Raw genomic sequence first — 15,225 nt, forward strand, 5'->3', positions numbered from 1 at the left:
GGCCCAGACCTGCACGATGAAACCGGGGCTCACCGCCGCCTCGTTGATGCCGGCGGTGATGAGCTGAAAGATGGCCGCTTCGTTCTGCGGCGGCAGGTCTTTGAGCGCATGCTCTACGCCCGCGAACACCCCGGAGATCGCCGTTTGCGATGCAAACGCGATGATCTCGTCTTTCCCAGAGAAATGTGTGTAGATCGCCCCAGCAGAGAGGCCAGAGGCCGCGATAATGGCGGCCATTGAGGTCGAGTGAATCCCGTTGGCGCTGAACTCGGCGATCGCCGCGCGTACGATTTGTTCGCGCCTGGATTGCATGTGCGCGGCGCTGACCTTGGGCATGGCGCCCCTCTCTCGCTCGAGAACCAACCTGCTTTCGATAATAACCGGGGCGGTCGTGCCCAAAACCGCCGACCGCTGTCCGCCGACCGCCAGCTGCTGTCCGCCGACCGCCAGCCGCTGTCGGCCCACCGCCGGCCGCCGTCCGCTGACCACCGGGCCCCGCCGAACACCCCCTAGACATGGTGCGCAACAGGCGTAGTATAAAGAATGAACATTCGCTTTAAGGAGGTAGACATGACCGCCCCCATCGAACTAACTACACCGCGAACCAACCGTTGGCCGAGGAGCGCGGGAGTCGTTGCGGGCGCCGCAGTGGCCCTCACGCTGCTTGTGGTGACGTTTGCCTGGCCGGCCGCGCGCGGGGAGCCAGAGGGCCTCGCCGTCGCCGTGACGGGCGACTCGGCGCTCGTCGATGGGTTCCTTGCAGGCGCGGAGGAGGGGCTCGGCGAGATTGTTGAGCTCGAACAAGTTGACAGCCGAACAGCAGCAACGGCGGGCGTCGAAGATCGCACCTACATTGGAGCGCTCGTGCTCACCCAGGGTGCGCCAGAGGTCGTCACCGCGAGCGCTGCCGGGGCGACGAGCGCCTCGCTGATGGCGGGCATCACGCAGCAGCTTCAAAACACGCTCGACACGCAGCTCTACGGCGCGCTGCACGGCGCAGTGCGGGCAGCGCCCGACCCGGCGGCCGCGGCGAGCCAACTGCCCGCAGAGCTGCCAACTGTCACCCTGACCGACCTCGCGCCCTACACCGAGGGCGACCCGAACGGTGCCGGAATCACCGCGGCGGGCATCCCGCTCACCGTTGGCGCGCTGCTCTCGGGCCTGCTCATGTCGTTCACCATACGTGGTCGAGCCCAGCGCATTGGCGCGGTGCTCGGCTTTGGCGTGACCGCTGGCCTGCTTCTCACGCTGACCCTCACGACGTGGCTCGAGATCTACGAGGCGCCGTTTGGTCTAGTCTGGCTCGCGCTATCACTCTCGCTCGCGGCCACCAGCGGCCTCTTCGTCGGGTTGCACGCCGCGCTGGGGCGAGCGGGTATCGGCGTGGCTGCGGCGCTCACTCTGTTCGCAGCGATGCCGTGGGCGGCGTTCGCTGTGCCGCATCAGTTTCTGCCGGCCGGCCTCGGCTATTTCGGGCAGTGGCTCATTCCCGGGGCCACGACGACGCTCGCGCGAAACATCAGCTACTTCCCTGAGGCAGCGACGGCCCAGCAGTGGTGGCTGCTTGGGGGCTGGCTGCTGCTCGGAATGCTCCTGGCGCTGCGCAGGCGCGCCTGAGGTTTTTCATATGTTCGCGATACGGGGGTGTTCGTACGATAGGAGGCATGCGCGTACTGCTCGTCGAAGACGAACCCCTGCTCGCCGAGGCCATTCGAGACGGGCTGCGGCTCGAGGCCATCGCGGCCGACATCGCCGCAGACGGTGACGCCGCACTCGAGCTGCTCGCGGTGAACGACTACGATATCGCGGTGCTCGACCGCGATATCCCTGGCCCCTCGGGAGACGAGGTCGCGGCGAGCATTGTCGCGTCGGGGAGCGGCCTTCCCATCATCATGCTCACCGCGGCAGATCGCCTCGACGATAAGGCCTCGGGCTTCGAGCTCGGCGCCGACGACTACCTCACGAAGCCGTTCGAGCTGCACGAGCTGACACTGCGCCTGCGGGCGCTTGATCGTCGCCGCGCGCACCACCGCCCCCCGGTGCGGGAGCTCGCGGGCCTGCGGGTCGACCCGTTTCGCCGGGAGGTGTTTCGAAACGGACGCTACATTGCGCTCACGCGCAAACAGTTCGCGGTGCTCGAGGTGCTTGTCGCGGCAGAGGGCGGCGTGGTGAGCGCCGAGGAGCTGCTCGAGCGCGCCTGGGATGAGAATGCAGACCCGTTCACGAACGCCGTGCGCATCACGATGTCGGCGCTGCGCAAGCGGCTCGGCGAGCCGTGGGCGATCGCGACGGTGCCTGGTGTCGGGTATCGCATCGACACGGGAGAGGCGCCCGGTGCAGCGTCGAAGTAGGCGCTGGCCTGTGAGCGCACGGCTGCGTCTCACCGCAAGCTATGTCGGCCTCGTGCTTGCGGCAAGCCTGCTCATGCTCGCGGTTGTGTGGGTGTTTCTGCTGCGCTACGTGCCAGCGCGCGCGATGCTGCACGGAGACGAGTTCTTTCCGGGCCAGCGCGACCTGCTGCGGGCCTTCGTGCCGCCGGCGATGTGGGCGCTCGCGGTGATGCTGCTCATCGGCTCGGTTGGCGGGTGGATCCTGGCCGGCAAAATGCTCGCGCCACTGGCAAGAGTGACAGCAGTGACACGACGGGTGGCAGACGGCGAGCTGACTGCCAGGATCGCCCTGGAAGACGGCGCCGAGGAGTTTCGCGAACTGGCGGCTGCCTTTGATGCCATGCTCGACGAGCTCGAGCAGCACGTCGCGAGCCAGGAGCGCTTCGCAGCGAATGCCTCCCACGAGCTGCGCACCCCGCTCGCGATCACGCAGGCGATGCTTGACGTGGCTAGGCGCGAGCCGCCCGAAGACGCCAGCGAGCTCGTCGAGCGGCTCTGGGGAGTAAACGTGAGGGCAATCGAGCTCATCGAATCGCTGCTGCTGCTCAGCCGCAGCGAACACAGGCTGTTCGAGCGCGAAGGCGTCGATCTGTCGCTGCTCGTCGAGGAGGCTATCGAGACACACCTGCCTCGCGCGGAATCACGCGGGATAGCCATCGAAACCGAGCTCGATGCTGCCGTTGTGGAGGGATCCGAGACGCTGCTGCTGCAGCTGGTGAGCAATCTCGTGCTCAACGCGATCGTGCACAACGCAGCGGAAGGCGGGTGGATCAGCATCGCGCTGGCGAGCGTGGGCGATCGCGTGCGCCTCAGCGTCGAGAATACCGGAAGCACAGTCCCGGCCGAGCTGATACCGACGCTCACCGAGCCGTTTCAGCGCGGGGCGCAGCGAGCGCGCGGCGACGACAGCGGGGCGGGGCTCGGGTTGGCGATCGTTTCGAGCGTCACCCGGGCGCACGGCGGCGAACTGACGCTCGACGCGCGCCCGAGCGGGGGGTTGCGCGTGCGCGTCGAGCTACCGCTGTTCCGAGGTCATCACGACACTGATGACGCTCCAGCCAGCCGCTGGGCTAGCCCTCCCAGCGCTTGAACAGCGCCGCGAGCGCCTGGCCGCCACCGATGCACATGGACACGACAGCATGATCGAGGCCGTTGCGCTGCAGATTCATCGCTGCCCGCAGGCTGAGAATCGCCCCTGTCGCGCCGACGGGGTGCCCCAGCGCGATTGCGCCACCAAACGGGTTGGTGCGCTCGGGGTCGAGGCTGGCATCTCGAATCACGGCGACGGCCTGCGAAGCGAACGCCTCGTTCATCTCCGTGTGCCCAATATCGCTCGGCCCAAGACCGGTCTGCGCGAACAGCTTTTCGAGGGCGAGCGTTGGCGCGTAGCCCATGATCTCGGGTTCGATGCCGGCAGTTGTGACGGCCTCGATCGTGGCGAGCGCCGAGAGCCCGCGAGCACGCACGTCAGACTCCCGCATGAGCACGACGGCGGCCGCGCCGTCGTTGATGCCCGAGGCGTTTCCGGCTGTCACTGATCCGCCCGCCGTGAACGCCGGCCGCAACCCAGCGAGCACCTCGAGCGTCGTGTCGGGCTTCGGGTGCTCGTCGACCGTCACCGTCACCGGTCGGCGCCCGGCGGTGGTCACCGGCACGATCTCCTCGGCGAACGCGGCCTGCGACTCCGCGAGTGCCGCGCGTCGCTGGCTCTCAAGGGCGAACGCGTCTTGCTCCTCGCGGCTCACCCCGAACCGCTCAGCGACGTTTTCTGCTGTCATGCCCATGTGCATGCCAGTGAACGGGTCTGAGAGCATCTGCAGTGTGCCGTCGACGAGCGTGCGATCACCCAGCCTGTCGTTAAAGCGCGCGTTGTAGTCGTAAAACGGCAGCCTCGTCATGTTCTCGTCACCGCCCGCGACAACCGCATCGACGCCGCCCCAGAGCAGTTGCTGCGCACCCGACCAGATCGCCTGGAGGCCCGAGCCGCAGAGGCGGTTGACCGTGAACGCGGGCACCCTGGTGTGCAGCCCGGCGGCGAGGGCCACACGCCTGGCGTTGTAGGCGTCGGCACCAACCTGGCCGATATTGCCCATGACAACCTCGCCGATCTCGTCGGCCGAGACCCCGGAGCGCGCGAGCGCCTCGCGCACGGCGGCAGCCCCGAGCTCGTGGGCAGGGGTCTCGCGGAAGGCCTTTCCGAAGCTTCCGACGGGGGTGCGTGCCCCCGCAACGATTGCGATTCGCTCGGTCGTGATCACGGTGTCATGGCTCCTTGTGGCGGGTGAAGAGCCGCACGCAGCCAGGGTGTGACGCTCCGGTGCGGCTCAGAATGGCTCTGAATATGGCTCCAGCATGGCAGAAGTGAGTCGATGGCGCCACGGTCGCCCGCAGGCCGCGATAGTGTGTGTGCGTGAGCAACGCCGAAAATGCTGGCGCGGCCAAACGCCAGCCGCGCGCAAGATCTCGTAACGGTGACGCGCGAGCGGCTGTGATTGCCGCCGCGCTCAAATGCTTTGCCGCGCGCGGCTACTTCGGCGCCTCGATGCGCGACATCGCCGCGGAGGCTGAGATTGCGCTCGCAGGGATCTACCACCACTTCGCCAGCAAGCAGGAGATCTTGCAGGCTGTCATGACGATGACCATCCAAGATGTGTTCGCGAGCACGAGCGCGAGCGTGCAGGCGATCTCCGACGATCGCCCGGCCGAGCAGTTGCAGGCGCTCGTGCGGGCCTGGGTCGAGTTTCACACGGTCAGGCAGGAAGACGCGCGCGTTGGCGCTTCGGAGGTGCACTGCCTCGAGGGTGAGGGGCGCGAGCGGGTCATCGCGCTGCGCGACGAGCAGGAGGCGCTCTTCGTCGAAACGATCGAGCGCGGCACGCGGCTCGGCGCGTTTACCACCCCCTATCCGCGCGAGGCGGCGCGCGCGATTCTCAACATGGGAATCGCGGTCGCGACCTGGTACAAGCTCGACGGCGACATTAGCCCCCAGGGCCTGGCCGAGCGATACGCGCGGCTGTCGCTCGACATGGTCGGTGCGATCGACGCTCCGCGGTAACGGGGCGGGAGCGGATCGGCCGCGGGGAGCGCTAGCGCGGCAGGAATAATTGCCTTGCCCATTGTTTTTGAACGATCGTTCGTTTACGCTCGGGAGTAGCGGAGGAGGCGAGTTACGAGCGCGCCCACCCCGACCACGTCGACGGCCCGAAGGAGCGTCCAATGACCGCAACAGCTCACCCACAACACCCCGGCGAGCAGCGAGTACTCACCCACTTCATCGGCGGCGAACACGTCGCGGGCACGTCGGGCAGGTTCAGCGACGTGTACGACCCGAGCGTCGGGCTCGTGCAGGCACAGGTGCCGCTCGCGAGCACGGCCGAAGTGACTGCCGCGATCGACAACGCCGCCGCGGCGCAGCTCGAGTGGGCGGCACTGAACCCTCAGCGCCGAGCCCGCGTGCTGCTCCGGTTTCTCGACCTCATTGCTCGCGACACCCCTGAGCTTGCGAAGCTGCTGTCGCGTGAACACGGTAAGACGGTCGCAGACTCCATCGGCGACATTCAGCGCGGCGTCGAGGTCATTGAGTTCGCCGTGGGCGGGCCGCACCTGCTGAAGGGCGAATACTCCACCGCCGTCGGCACCGGCGTTGACGTGTACTCCATGCGCCAGCCGCTCGGCGTCGTCGCGGGCATCACCCCGTTCAACTTCCCCGCGATGATTCCGCTGTGGAAGGCTGGCCCGGCGCTTGCCGCTGGCAACGCCTTCATTCTCAAGCCCTCCGAGCGCGACCCCTCCGTGCCGCTGCGCATCGCGGAGCTGCTGCTCGAGGCGGGCCTGCCGCCCGGGGTATTCAACGTGGTCAACGGCGATAAAGAGGCCGTCGACGCGCTGCTGCACGACGAGCGCGTGCGGGCGATTGGCTTCGTCGGTTCGACGCCCATCGCGCAGTACATCTACGAGACCGCAGCCGCCGAGGGCAAGCGAGCCCAGTGCTTCGGCGGGGCAAAGAATCACATGATTGTGATGCCAGACGCTGACCTCGACCAGGTAGCCGACGCGTTGATCGGAGCTGGCTACGGCTCCGCCGGTGAGCGCTGCATGGCGATCTCGGTTGCTGTGCCTGTCGGAGAGCAGACCGCAGAAGCACTCGCGGCAAAACTCACCGAACGGGTTGCGGAGCTGCGCGTCGGGCCGGCGCTCGACGAGACGGCCGACTACGGCCCGCTCGTGAGCGCCGACGCGAAGGCGCGCGTCGAGCACTACATTCAGCTCGGCATTGACGAGGGCGCAACGCTGCTCGCAGACGGTCGCGGCCACGTCGTCGAGGGCTACGAGAACGGCTACTACCTCGGGCCGACGCTGTTCGATCACGTCACCCCGAGCATGAAGATCTACCTCGAGGAGATCTTCGGCCCGGTGCTCGTGATCGCGCGCGCAGCGACATACGAAGAGGCGCTCGCGCTGGCGAGCGATCACGAATACGGCAACGGCGTCGCAATCTTCACCCGAGACGGCGACACCGCGCGCGACTTTACCGCGCGGGTCAACGTCGGCATGGTCGGTGTGAACGTGCCGATTCCCGTGCCCATCGCCTACCACACCTTCGGCGGCTGGAAGCGGTCGGGCTTCGGCGACCTCAACCAGCACGGCCCAGACTCGTTTAGGTTCTACACCAAGACAAAGACCGTCACGAGCCGCTGGCCCTCGGGCACCAAAGAAGGCGCAAGCTTCGTCATCCCAACGATGGATTAGACACGATGGAGAACACAGCAGCTGAGGAGCGGGCAGCCCTCGTAGCCGCCGTGCGTGACTTCGCCGATGCAGAGCTTGCGCCCTTCGCGGCAGCTCGCGACGCCGAGCGCACGTTTCCGCTCGATGCGCTCGCGGCCGCGGGCGAATTGGGTCTCGGCGGCATCTACGTTGGCGAGGAGTACGGCTCGGGGCTCTCCCGGCTCGACGCAGTCGCGATCTTCGAGGAGCTCGCCAGGGGAGACACGGCGGTTGCGGCCTACATCTCAATTCACAACATGACGGCCTGGATGATCGACACCTTTGGGTCGGCGGAGCAGCGCGCGAGGTGGCTGCCGCGAATGACAGCGATGACAGATCTCGGGGCATACTGCCTGACCGAACCGGGCGCGGGCTCAGACGCAGCCGCGATCACCACGAGCGCGCGGCGCGACGGCGACAGCTACGTCATTAACGGCACGAAGCAGTTCATTTCTGGGGCGGGGGCCGCGGCCGTGTACGTCGTCATGGCGCGAACGGGCGGCCCGGGGTCGAGCGGAATCAGCACCATTGTCGTCGAGAAAGACACTCCGGGGCTGAGCTTCGGGCCGAATGAGCACAAGATGGGGTGGAACGCGCAACCGACGCGCCAGGTCATCTTCGACGAGGTGCGCGTGCCCGTCGCCAACCGCCTCAGCGAGGAGGGCGACGGCTTTCACATCGCGATGAAGGGGCTGAATGGCGGCCGCGTGAACATCGGTGCGTGCTCCGTCGGCGGGGCGCAGTGGGCGCTCGAGCGGGCGGCGAGCTACGTGCAGGAGCGTCACGCGTTCGGAGCGCCGCTCGCCGCGAACCAGTCGATCGTCTTCACGCTCGCAGACATCGAGACAAACCTGCAGGCCGCCCGCGCGCTGCTCGAGCGCGCCGCGGCGAAAATGGACGCGGGGGCGAAAGACACCGCGGTGGCCTGCGCCCTCGCAAAACGCTTTGCTACCGATGTCGCGTTCGACGGGGCAAACGCCGCGTTGCAACTGCACGGCGGGTACGGGTACCTGCACGAGTACGGCATCGAACGGGTCGTGCGAGACCTGCGCGTTCATCAGATTCTGGAGGGAACGAACGAGATCATGCGAACGATCGTGGGCCGCGGGCTGCTGAAAAGCGGCACACGCTAGCGGCACACGCTAGCGGCGCACGCTGGCGGCGCACGCTGGCGGCAGGAGCGCGGCCGCGGGAGCGCGGCGGCGGGCAACGTGGCAAACCGAAGCAAACGAAGGAGAGATCATGACAACGATTGCGTTTATTGGGCTCGGGCACATGGGGCGGCCAATGGCGGCGAACCTCGCGCGGGCAGGGTTTACCGTGAGAGGCTTCGACCTGGTGCCAGAGCTCTGCGAGGCCGCGCGGGAGGCCGGTATCGAGATCGCTGACTCGGCGGCTGATGCGGCAGCGACCGCCGATATCGTCATCACCATGCTGCCGGCGGGCTCACACGTGCTCGCCGCGTATGCGGGCGGAGCGGCCCCCGGGCTTTTGGCGGCGGCCCGGCCGAACACGCTCTTTCTCGACTGCTCGACGATCGCGGTCGACGAGGCGCGCAGCGCGGCGGGGCTCGCGGTCGCCGCGGGTCACCGCGCGCTCGACGCCCCGGTTTCTGGCGGCGTCGTCGGCGCCGAGAAGGGAACGCTCGCCTTTATGGTGGGGGGCGAGGCGGCAGACTTCGCGGCCGCGCGGCCCGCGCTCGATGCGATGGGTGGGCGGATCGTGCACTGCGGTGGTGCGGGTCTCGGGCAGGCGGCGAAGGTGTGCAACAACATGATTCTTGGGGTGACCCAGATCGCCGTGGCAGAGGCCTTCGTGCTCGGCGAGCGGCTGGGGCTCTCACATCAGGCGCTCTTTGACGTTGCGAGCAACGCGTCGGGTCAGTGCTGGGCGCTCACGACGAACTGCCCGGTGCCCGGCCCGGTGCCAACGAGCCCCGCGAACAACGACTATCAGCCAGGCTTCGCCGGCGCGCTCATGGCGAAAGATTTGGGGCTCGCGGAGCAGATGATCGCGCTCACTGGAGTGCACGCCGAGCTGGGCCTGCTGGCGCAGCAGCGCTACGCCGACTATGCCTCGGGGCCTGGTGCGCAGCAGGATTTCTCGGGCATCATCAACACGATTCGCGCAGAGAGCGGGGAATCGGCCTAGGGAGCGAAACCGGCCTCGAGCGCGAAGCGGCGTCGCGCCCGGCGAGGTGTGCGCCCGGAGCTATCTGAGAGCGCAGCGCGCCTGCGTGCTAGCCGCGGGCGTACAGCCGTGTGGTGAGTTCGATCAGCGCGTCGAGCCCAGCGGGGGGTTCACCGCGCCACCACGCGAGATGGACCGCGATGCGTGGCGCGTCGGTGATCGGAATGAATTTGACCCCGCTGCGCGCGTGGTGCACCGAGGTCGCCTCTGCCGATACCCCGACCGCGATGCCTGCGGAGATCGTGTTCAACCAGTCCTCAGTGTCTGCGACGGCGATGAAGCGGTCTGGGGCCGGGCCCCCGTCCCACAACTCGCGCCTCGTGGTGCCGGCGCGGGGCTCGGCGGCGACGGTTCGCCCGCTGAAGTCGCGCATGCGGAGGCTGCGGCGGCGCGACCACAGCGCGTCATCGGCCGAGAACACCGCGACCCTGCGCTCGAGCCCGATCACGGCGCTCGCGTACTTTGCTTGGTCGGGGGAGCTGCGCATGATCGCGACGTCGCAGCGGCCCTCGGCGAGGCCGGAGGTGGGGGAGCCGTGCTGGTCGAAGTGCAGCTCGATGCCCGGCTGTGCGGCGCGCCACTCGCGCAACAGCCCGGTAGTGTGCGTGCCAAGAGCTGACCACGCGTAGCCGAGTCTGAGGCGGTGATGCTCGCGCTTCGCGAGCGAGTTGACGGTGTCGACCTGGGCGAGCAGCCTGCGGGCCTGCGGCAGCAGCGCCTCGCCGAATGCGGTCGGCTCGCAGCCGTATCTGCCGCGCCTGAGCACGCGCTGCCCGAGCGCCGTTTCGAGGCTCCCGATCGCGCGCGATGCCGACGCCTGCGAGACGTGGAGTTCGGCCGCGGCGTCGGTGATTGTGCCGTGGGTGGCAGCGGCGACGAAACAGCGCAGCTCGCGCAGAGACCATTCCATACATAAAGCGTATGCCTACGCCAAAAGTTGCACAATGCAAGGAGCGAAACTGAGCCTATGGTTGGTTTGTGAGCAAACTGCACCCTTCATCGCGAGGCGGGAGCGCAGCGGCGTCGCGCGGCGGCGGGCGGGCGAGTATTCCCGTCGCACTCCCGAGCGATGCCGCGGGCGCGGCGGGGCTCTGGCGCGGCATCGGGCTGACGCAGATCGCCTCGCTCGGTAACCAGCTCGGGGCGGCTACCGGGGCACTCGCGTTCCCGGCGATCGGGCCGGTCGGCGTCGTCGCGATCCGCCAACTCGTGGCAGCTGCCGTGCTCGTGCCGATCGGGCGACCGAAATTCCGCGCGCTTCGACGCACAGACTGGTTCGCGGCCCTCGCCCTTGCCCTGGTGTTCAGCGTGATGAACACGTCTGTGTATCTCGCCATCGAGCGACTCGGCCTCGGCCTCGCGATCACTCTTGAGTTTCTCGGGCCGCTCGCGCTCGTCATACTCAGTGCGCGGCGGTTCATCGACGCGATCGGGGGAGTCATCGCCGTCGTTGGCGTCGTGACGCTCGTCAACCCCGGCCCAACCTCAGACCTCGTTGGCGTGGCGATTGGCCTGCTGTCTGCCGCGGCCTGGGCGGCCTACATTCTGCTCAATCGCCACATCGGGCGCACGCTGCCCGGGGTGCAGGGCACGGCAATCGCGAGTTTGATCTCTGGGGTCGCGTGGATCCCGATCGCCGCCTGGTGGTTCGCGTCACACCCGCCGCCGCTCTGGGCGATCGGCCTCGGGGTGCTGTGCGGGCTCGCGTCGTCGGTGCTGCCTTTTTCCATCGACATCGTTGCGCTGCGCCGCCTCCCAGCAGGCCTGTTCAGCACGCTACAGAGCATGCACCCGGTGTGGGCGGCGCTCGTCGGGTTTGCGCTGCTCGGCCAGCAGCTGCACACCAACGAGCTCGTCGGAATCGCGCTCGTTGTGGCGAGTAATGTGCTCGTGACCTCCACGAGGGCGCTGCGCGCGCGGCGGTAGCGCCCGGTCTGCACTGGCTAGCTGGCGCAGGCCAGCCGGCGCCGTGTGGGCGCCGTGTGGGCGCGGTGTGGGCGCAGTGTGGGCGCAGTGTGGGCGCAGTGTGGGCGCCGTGCGGGCGCCGCAAAATATTGTCGCGCGCAGTGACCCGCCCGATCGTAGACTGTGAACATGATCGACTGGCGGCCGGATGTGCTTGGCGACGGGTTCGAGCAGCTGACCTTCGAGCTCGGCATCGATGACGACCCGGGCCTCGTCGACTCGACGCGCGACACGCAGCAGGGCCCGCTCAACGCTCACCAGCTCGTTGCGACCCTCGTTCGGTCGCTGCCGGAGCCGCTGAGCTGGTGGAATCGGCTGACTGGGCGGCAGCGCGGCCTCGAAGACGTCGATGTGCTGTACGTGCACGGGTGGTCAGACTATTTCTTTCAGGCCGACCTCGCGCGCTTCTGGACCCTGCGCGGCGCCCGCTTTTTCGCCCTCGACCTGCGGCGCTACGGGCGGAGCTTGCGGCCTGGGCAAACCGCGGGCTACATTGCCGACCTTGGTGACTACGACGCCGAGATCGACTTCGCGCTCGCCGAAATGCGCGCTTCGGCGCCGCGCAGCCAGGAGGCGCGCAAACTGGTGCTGCTCGGCCACTCGACCGGAGGCCTGGTGCTCAGCCTCTGGGCGAGCCGTCACCCCGGCATAGCCGACGCGCTCGTGCTCAACAGCCCGTGGCTCGAGCTGCAGCTCTCGGCGAGGGGCAGGCAAATGATCGCCCCGATAGTGAACCTCGGCGCGAAGTACAGCCCGCTCGAGGGCATTCCACAGCTCGACTACGGCTTCTACGCTCGCGCGGTGAGAACGGTCGGCCCGGCAAGCGACGTCGAGCGCATCAACACCGAGTGGAAGCCCGAGCAGAGCCACCCAGTGCACGCGGGTTGGCTGCGCGCGATTCTCGCCGGGCACGACAGCGTCTATCGCGGCCTGAACATCGAAGCACCGGTGTGCGTGCTGCTGTCGAGGCGCTCCGCGCTGCCGACCCGGTGGAGCGAGGAGCTCACCCGGGCTGATTCGGTGCTCGACGTCGACGATATTTCGCGAGCGGCGCTGCGCCTCGGGCCATCGGTGACCGTGGAGCGCATTGACGGGGCACTGCACGACGTTTTCGTGTCGGGCGATGTGCCGCGAGCCGATGCATACGCGCGGCTCGGACGCTTCGCTCAGGGGTGGCGCTGCGCGCTCGACTAAGCGTCACGGTAGGCTCGCTGTATGGATCTACGGGTAGCGGCCTACGCGGTCATCGAGCGCCGCGGCAAGATCCTGCTCACTCACTGGCGTCGCGGGCACCTGCACGGCTGGACTTTGCCGGGCGGTGGCATCGAAAGCGGCGAAGACCCGAGAGACGCCGTGCTTCGGGAAGTGCTTGAAGAAACAGGGCTGACTGCGAAGGTCGGCCGTCTGCTCGGGGTCGACTCCCGCGTCATGGTGCGCGAGGAGGTTCCGGCCGGAGATGACCCCGAACTCCACACCATTCGAATCGTCTACCGGGCGAGCGTGCAAGACGGGCCGTTGCAGCACGAGGTCGACGGCTCCTCTGACGAGGCCAGGTGGGTTTCGCTGAAAGACATCGGTTCGCTGAAGACGCTCTCACTCGTGCAGACGGGGCTGCGCATGGCCGGTATTTCGCGGCGCCCGGGCGGCTCGAAGGGCGGTGGAAAGGGCGCCGGCAGGGCTGGCGGCACAGGTGGCGGCCCGAAGGGCGGCGCCAAGGGCACCGCAAAGGGCGCCACGAAGGGCGCCACGAAGGCGAACGCCCCGCGAACAGGATCGGGTCGATCGAGATCGCGGGGCGCTGGCCGCTCGGGCGGGCAACCCGCCTAAGCATTAGCTCTCGGGCGCGACCCAGAGCTCGTCGTCGGTGCGAAAGGCCTGCCACAGCGCGTAGCCGACGCCGACCGCAGCGGCCGCTCCGAGCACGATGGCGATGGTGCCGCCGACATTGCGCTTCTTCTTGACTGGCTCGAGGTAGCCTGTGCGCACACCGAAGTCGCGAACCTGGGCCGCAGCCTTCGGGTTCTCGATGTCGTCGAGCGTGCGAATTGTCGAGACGAGCGCGCTCGCGACTGCCGGGGCGGTCGCACGCTTCACCGTGCGGGCGGCGTTGCGCGCTGATGCGACCCCGCGATCCACCACCGGGCGAACCCGATCGACTGCCTGATCGACTCGCGGCGCGACATGCTCATCGCTGAGAAGTCTGGCCTGGTGCCCGGCGTGCTTAATGACGGCGCCGGCGTTGCCGAGCACTTCGAGCTGCTGATCGAGCAGCAGCTGGGCATCGGAGCGCAGGTCACGGAGCTCGCGGCGGCGCTTGCGTGAGAGTTTCATTCGGATCCTCCTTCAAGTAGCACGGGACGCGTCCACTTGGCTTCCCACGCTACACCGTACACTTATGACATGACCATTCACACCGCAGTAGCGACTATCCACACCAACCACGGAGACATTGTCATCAACCTGTTTGGTGACCACGCACCGAAGACGGTGAAGAACTTCGTTGATCTCGCAGAGAAGGGCTTCTACGACGGTGTGATCTTCCACCGCATCATCCCGAACTTCATGATTCAGGGCGGCGACCCGACGGGCACCGGTACCGGCGGCCCCGGCTACAACTTCGACGATGAGATTCACCCCGAGCTCACCTTCAACGCTCCCTACCAGCTCGCTATGGCAAACGCGGGCAAGCGCCCCGACATGACCGGCCGTCTCGCCGGCACGAACGGCTCGCAGTTCTTCATCACCACGATCGCTCCCGACTGGCTCAACGGCAAGCACACCATCTTCGGTGAGGTCGCTAACGACGAGTCGAAGGCAGTCGTCGACACCATCTCGGCAGTGCAGACTGGCGCAGCCGATCGCCCGGTAGAGGACGTCGTGATGACCGGCGTCGATATCGTCGCGGCCTAACCTTGGCAACAAGCGGCCCGAGCTTCGGCGAGCGGGCAGAGTACGGCGAGAGCGACGTGTGCTATCGCCACCCCGGCAGGCAGAGCTTCACGCTCTGTCAGCGCTGCGGGCGAACGATCTGCGCCGAGTGCCAGATTCAGTCGCCCGTGGGGGTGCTGTGCCGAGACTGCGTGAAGCAGACGAGCGCTGGGCCCAAGGGCGCCGCGCGCGTCGGCCGATCAGCTCGGGTCGCCGGGCGGCGCTTCGCCGCCCTCGAATACCCCGTGACGATGTCGATCATCGCGATCAACGTCATCGTTTTCGTGCTGCAACTGCTGAGCAATCACTTCGGCACGAACGGCGTGACAACGGGGCTGTGGTACGTTCCGACGTACTCGCTCGCCGACGGCATGCACGAGGTCGCTCCTGGCGCGCTGGCTGGCTACCCCGATGGGGCGTACGTCGATGCGCAGTTCCAGCCGTGGCGCATGCTCACGGTGATGTTCACCCACTCGGTCGGCTTCTTGCCGCACATTCTGTTCAACATGCTGGCGCTGTTCATGTTCGGCCGCAACCTCGAACAGATGATAGGGAAGTGGCGATTTCTCGCGCTGTACCTGTTGGCTGGCCTCGGCGGCTCGCTCGGCGTGATGCTGTGGGGCTACGCCGACACCGTTGGCCTGTTCACCCCGACGGTCGGCGCCTCGGGGGCGATCTTCGGCGTGCTCGCGGCGACCGTCGTGGCGTTCCGCTCGATGAACGTTAACGCGACGTCGCTCATCGTCTTGCTTGCGATCAACTTCGGTATCGGGTTTATGCCGGGCGCGAGTATCTCATGGCAGGCCCACCTCGGCGGCATGATCGTCGGCGCCATCGCGATGTGGATCATCGTGCAAACCCGAGGGCCGCGCCTGCAGACCAGGCAGACGATTTGGCTCGCGGTGCTCGCCGCGGCGCTGGTCGCGCTGTCGTGCGCGTTCCTCGTGGTATCGCCGCTGTAACACGGTCGCGTAACGCGCAAACG

General features: G+C 67.5%; 16 protein-coding genes. 12 read left to right on the top strand and 4 right to left on the bottom strand.

The features are described from left to right. Positions 1-489: TetR/AcrR family transcriptional regulator (locus tag ABD115_RS00015; protein WP_343956910.1), on the bottom strand; the 489-nt coding region annotated here is incomplete at its 3' end. 81 nt (positions 490-570) lie between these two features. Between ABD115_RS00015 and ABD115_RS00020 the strand changes: the two genes are divergently transcribed. The 3 genes from ABD115_RS00020 to ABD115_RS00030 are packed head-to-tail and all read left to right on the top strand — an operon-like array spanning position 571 to position 3,480. Beyond that, the gene (locus tag ABD115_RS00020) at positions 571-1,617 is read left to right on the top strand and encodes a hypothetical protein (RefSeq protein WP_343956912.1); all 1,047 of its coding nucleotides are present in this window, start codon (positions 571-573) and stop codon (positions 1,615-1,617) included. Between the two features lie 47 nt (positions 1,618-1,664). Beyond that, positions 1,665-2,351, top strand: a complete 687-nt coding sequence (locus ABD115_RS00025; protein WP_343956914.1) for a response regulator transcription factor — start codon at positions 1,665-1,667, stop codon at positions 2,349-2,351. A gap of 10 nt (positions 2,352-2,361) precedes the next feature. Further along, on the top strand, positions 2,362-3,480 hold the full coding sequence (locus tag ABD115_RS00030; protein WP_343956916.1) for a sensor histidine kinase: 1,119 nt from the start codon (positions 2,362-2,364) through the stop codon (positions 3,478-3,480). On the opposite strand, the gene ABD115_RS00035 is transcribed toward ABD115_RS00030, so the two are convergent. Next, positions 3,461-4,645: a thiolase family protein gene (locus tag ABD115_RS00035; RefSeq protein WP_343957502.1), complete on the bottom strand. Its 1,185-nt coding sequence runs from the start codon at positions 4,643-4,645 to the stop codon at positions 3,461-3,463. The genes ABD115_RS00030 and ABD115_RS00035 overlap by 20 nt on opposite strands. 155 nt (positions 4,646-4,800) lie before the next feature. On the opposite strand from ABD115_RS00035, the gene ABD115_RS00040 reads away from it, so the two are divergent. The 4 genes from ABD115_RS00040 to mmsB all read left to right on the top strand — a co-directional run bounded on the left by ABD115_RS00040 (position 4,801) and on the right by mmsB (position 9,308). Then, positions 4,801-5,445 carry a TetR/AcrR family transcriptional regulator gene (locus ABD115_RS00040; RefSeq protein ID WP_343956918.1) on the top strand — a complete coding sequence of 215 codons (645 nt, stop codon included), beginning with the start codon at positions 4,801-4,803 and terminating at the stop codon, positions 5,443-5,445. A gap of 161 nt (positions 5,446-5,606) precedes the next feature. Continuing rightward, entirely contained in the window at positions 5,607-7,139 is a 1,533-nt protein-coding gene (locus tag ABD115_RS00045; protein WP_343956920.1) for a CoA-acylating methylmalonate-semialdehyde dehydrogenase, read from the top strand. 5 nt (positions 7,140-7,144) lie between these two features. After that, on the top strand, positions 7,145-8,290 hold the full coding sequence (locus tag ABD115_RS00050) for an acyl-CoA dehydrogenase family protein (protein ID WP_343956922.1): 1,146 nt from the start codon (positions 7,145-7,147) through the stop codon (positions 8,288-8,290). A gap of 109 nt (positions 8,291-8,399) precedes the next feature. Next, positions 8,400-9,308 (top strand): 3-hydroxyisobutyrate dehydrogenase, encoded by a 909-nt coding sequence (mmsB, locus tag ABD115_RS00055; RefSeq protein WP_343956924.1) that lies wholly within the window; start codon positions 8,400-8,402, stop codon positions 9,306-9,308. A gap of 88 nt (positions 9,309-9,396) precedes the next feature. Here mmsB and ABD115_RS00060 read toward each other — a convergent pair whose 3' ends face one another. After that, complete coding sequence (locus ABD115_RS00060; RefSeq protein ID WP_343956926.1) at positions 9,397-10,257, bottom strand: LysR family transcriptional regulator; 861 nt, start codon at positions 10,255-10,257, stop codon at positions 9,397-9,399. Positions 10,258-10,325: 68 nt separating this feature from the next. On the opposite strand from ABD115_RS00060, the gene ABD115_RS00065 reads away from it, so the two are divergent. The 3 genes from ABD115_RS00065 to ABD115_RS00075 all read left to right on the top strand — a co-directional run bounded on the left by ABD115_RS00065 (position 10,326) and on the right by ABD115_RS00075 (position 13,139). Continuing rightward, entirely contained in the window at positions 10,326-11,273 is a 948-nt protein-coding gene (locus ABD115_RS00065) for an EamA family transporter (RefSeq protein WP_343956928.1), read from the top strand. A 168-nt stretch (positions 11,274-11,441) separates the two neighbouring features. Further along, positions 11,442-12,506 (top strand): alpha/beta hydrolase, encoded by a 1,065-nt coding sequence (locus ABD115_RS00070; protein WP_343956930.1) that lies wholly within the window; start codon positions 11,442-11,444, stop codon positions 12,504-12,506. Between the two features lie 21 nt (positions 12,507-12,527). Continuing rightward, the gene (locus ABD115_RS00075) at positions 12,528-13,139 is read left to right on the top strand and encodes an NUDIX hydrolase (protein ID WP_343956932.1); all 612 of its coding nucleotides are present in this window, start codon (positions 12,528-12,530) and stop codon (positions 13,137-13,139) included. A 3-nt stretch (positions 13,140-13,142) separates the two neighbouring features. Here ABD115_RS00075 and ABD115_RS00080 read toward each other — a convergent pair whose 3' ends face one another. Then, positions 13,143-13,643 carry a DNA/RNA helicase gene (locus tag ABD115_RS00080; protein ID WP_343956934.1) on the bottom strand — a complete coding sequence of 167 codons (501 nt, stop codon included), beginning with the start codon at positions 13,641-13,643 and terminating at the stop codon, positions 13,143-13,145. 69 nt (positions 13,644-13,712) lie between these two features. On the opposite strand from ABD115_RS00080, the gene ABD115_RS00085 reads away from it, so the two are divergent. Both ABD115_RS00085 and ABD115_RS00090 read left to right on the top strand, forming a co-directional pair. Then, the gene (locus ABD115_RS00085) at positions 13,713-14,222 is read left to right on the top strand and encodes a peptidylprolyl isomerase (protein WP_343956936.1); all 510 of its coding nucleotides are present in this window, start codon (positions 13,713-13,715) and stop codon (positions 14,220-14,222) included. Between the two features lie 2 nt (positions 14,223-14,224). Continuing rightward, positions 14,225-15,202 (top strand): rhomboid family intramembrane serine protease, encoded by a 978-nt coding sequence (locus ABD115_RS00090; RefSeq protein WP_343956938.1) that lies wholly within the window; start codon positions 14,225-14,227, stop codon positions 15,200-15,202. Positions 15,203-15,225: the final 23 nt, after the last annotated feature.

Source organism: Leucobacter albus (assembly GCF_039528015.1).
In the GTDB taxonomy this organism is placed as follows: domain Bacteria; phylum Actinomycetota; class Actinomycetes; order Actinomycetales; family Microbacteriaceae; genus Leucobacter; species Leucobacter albus.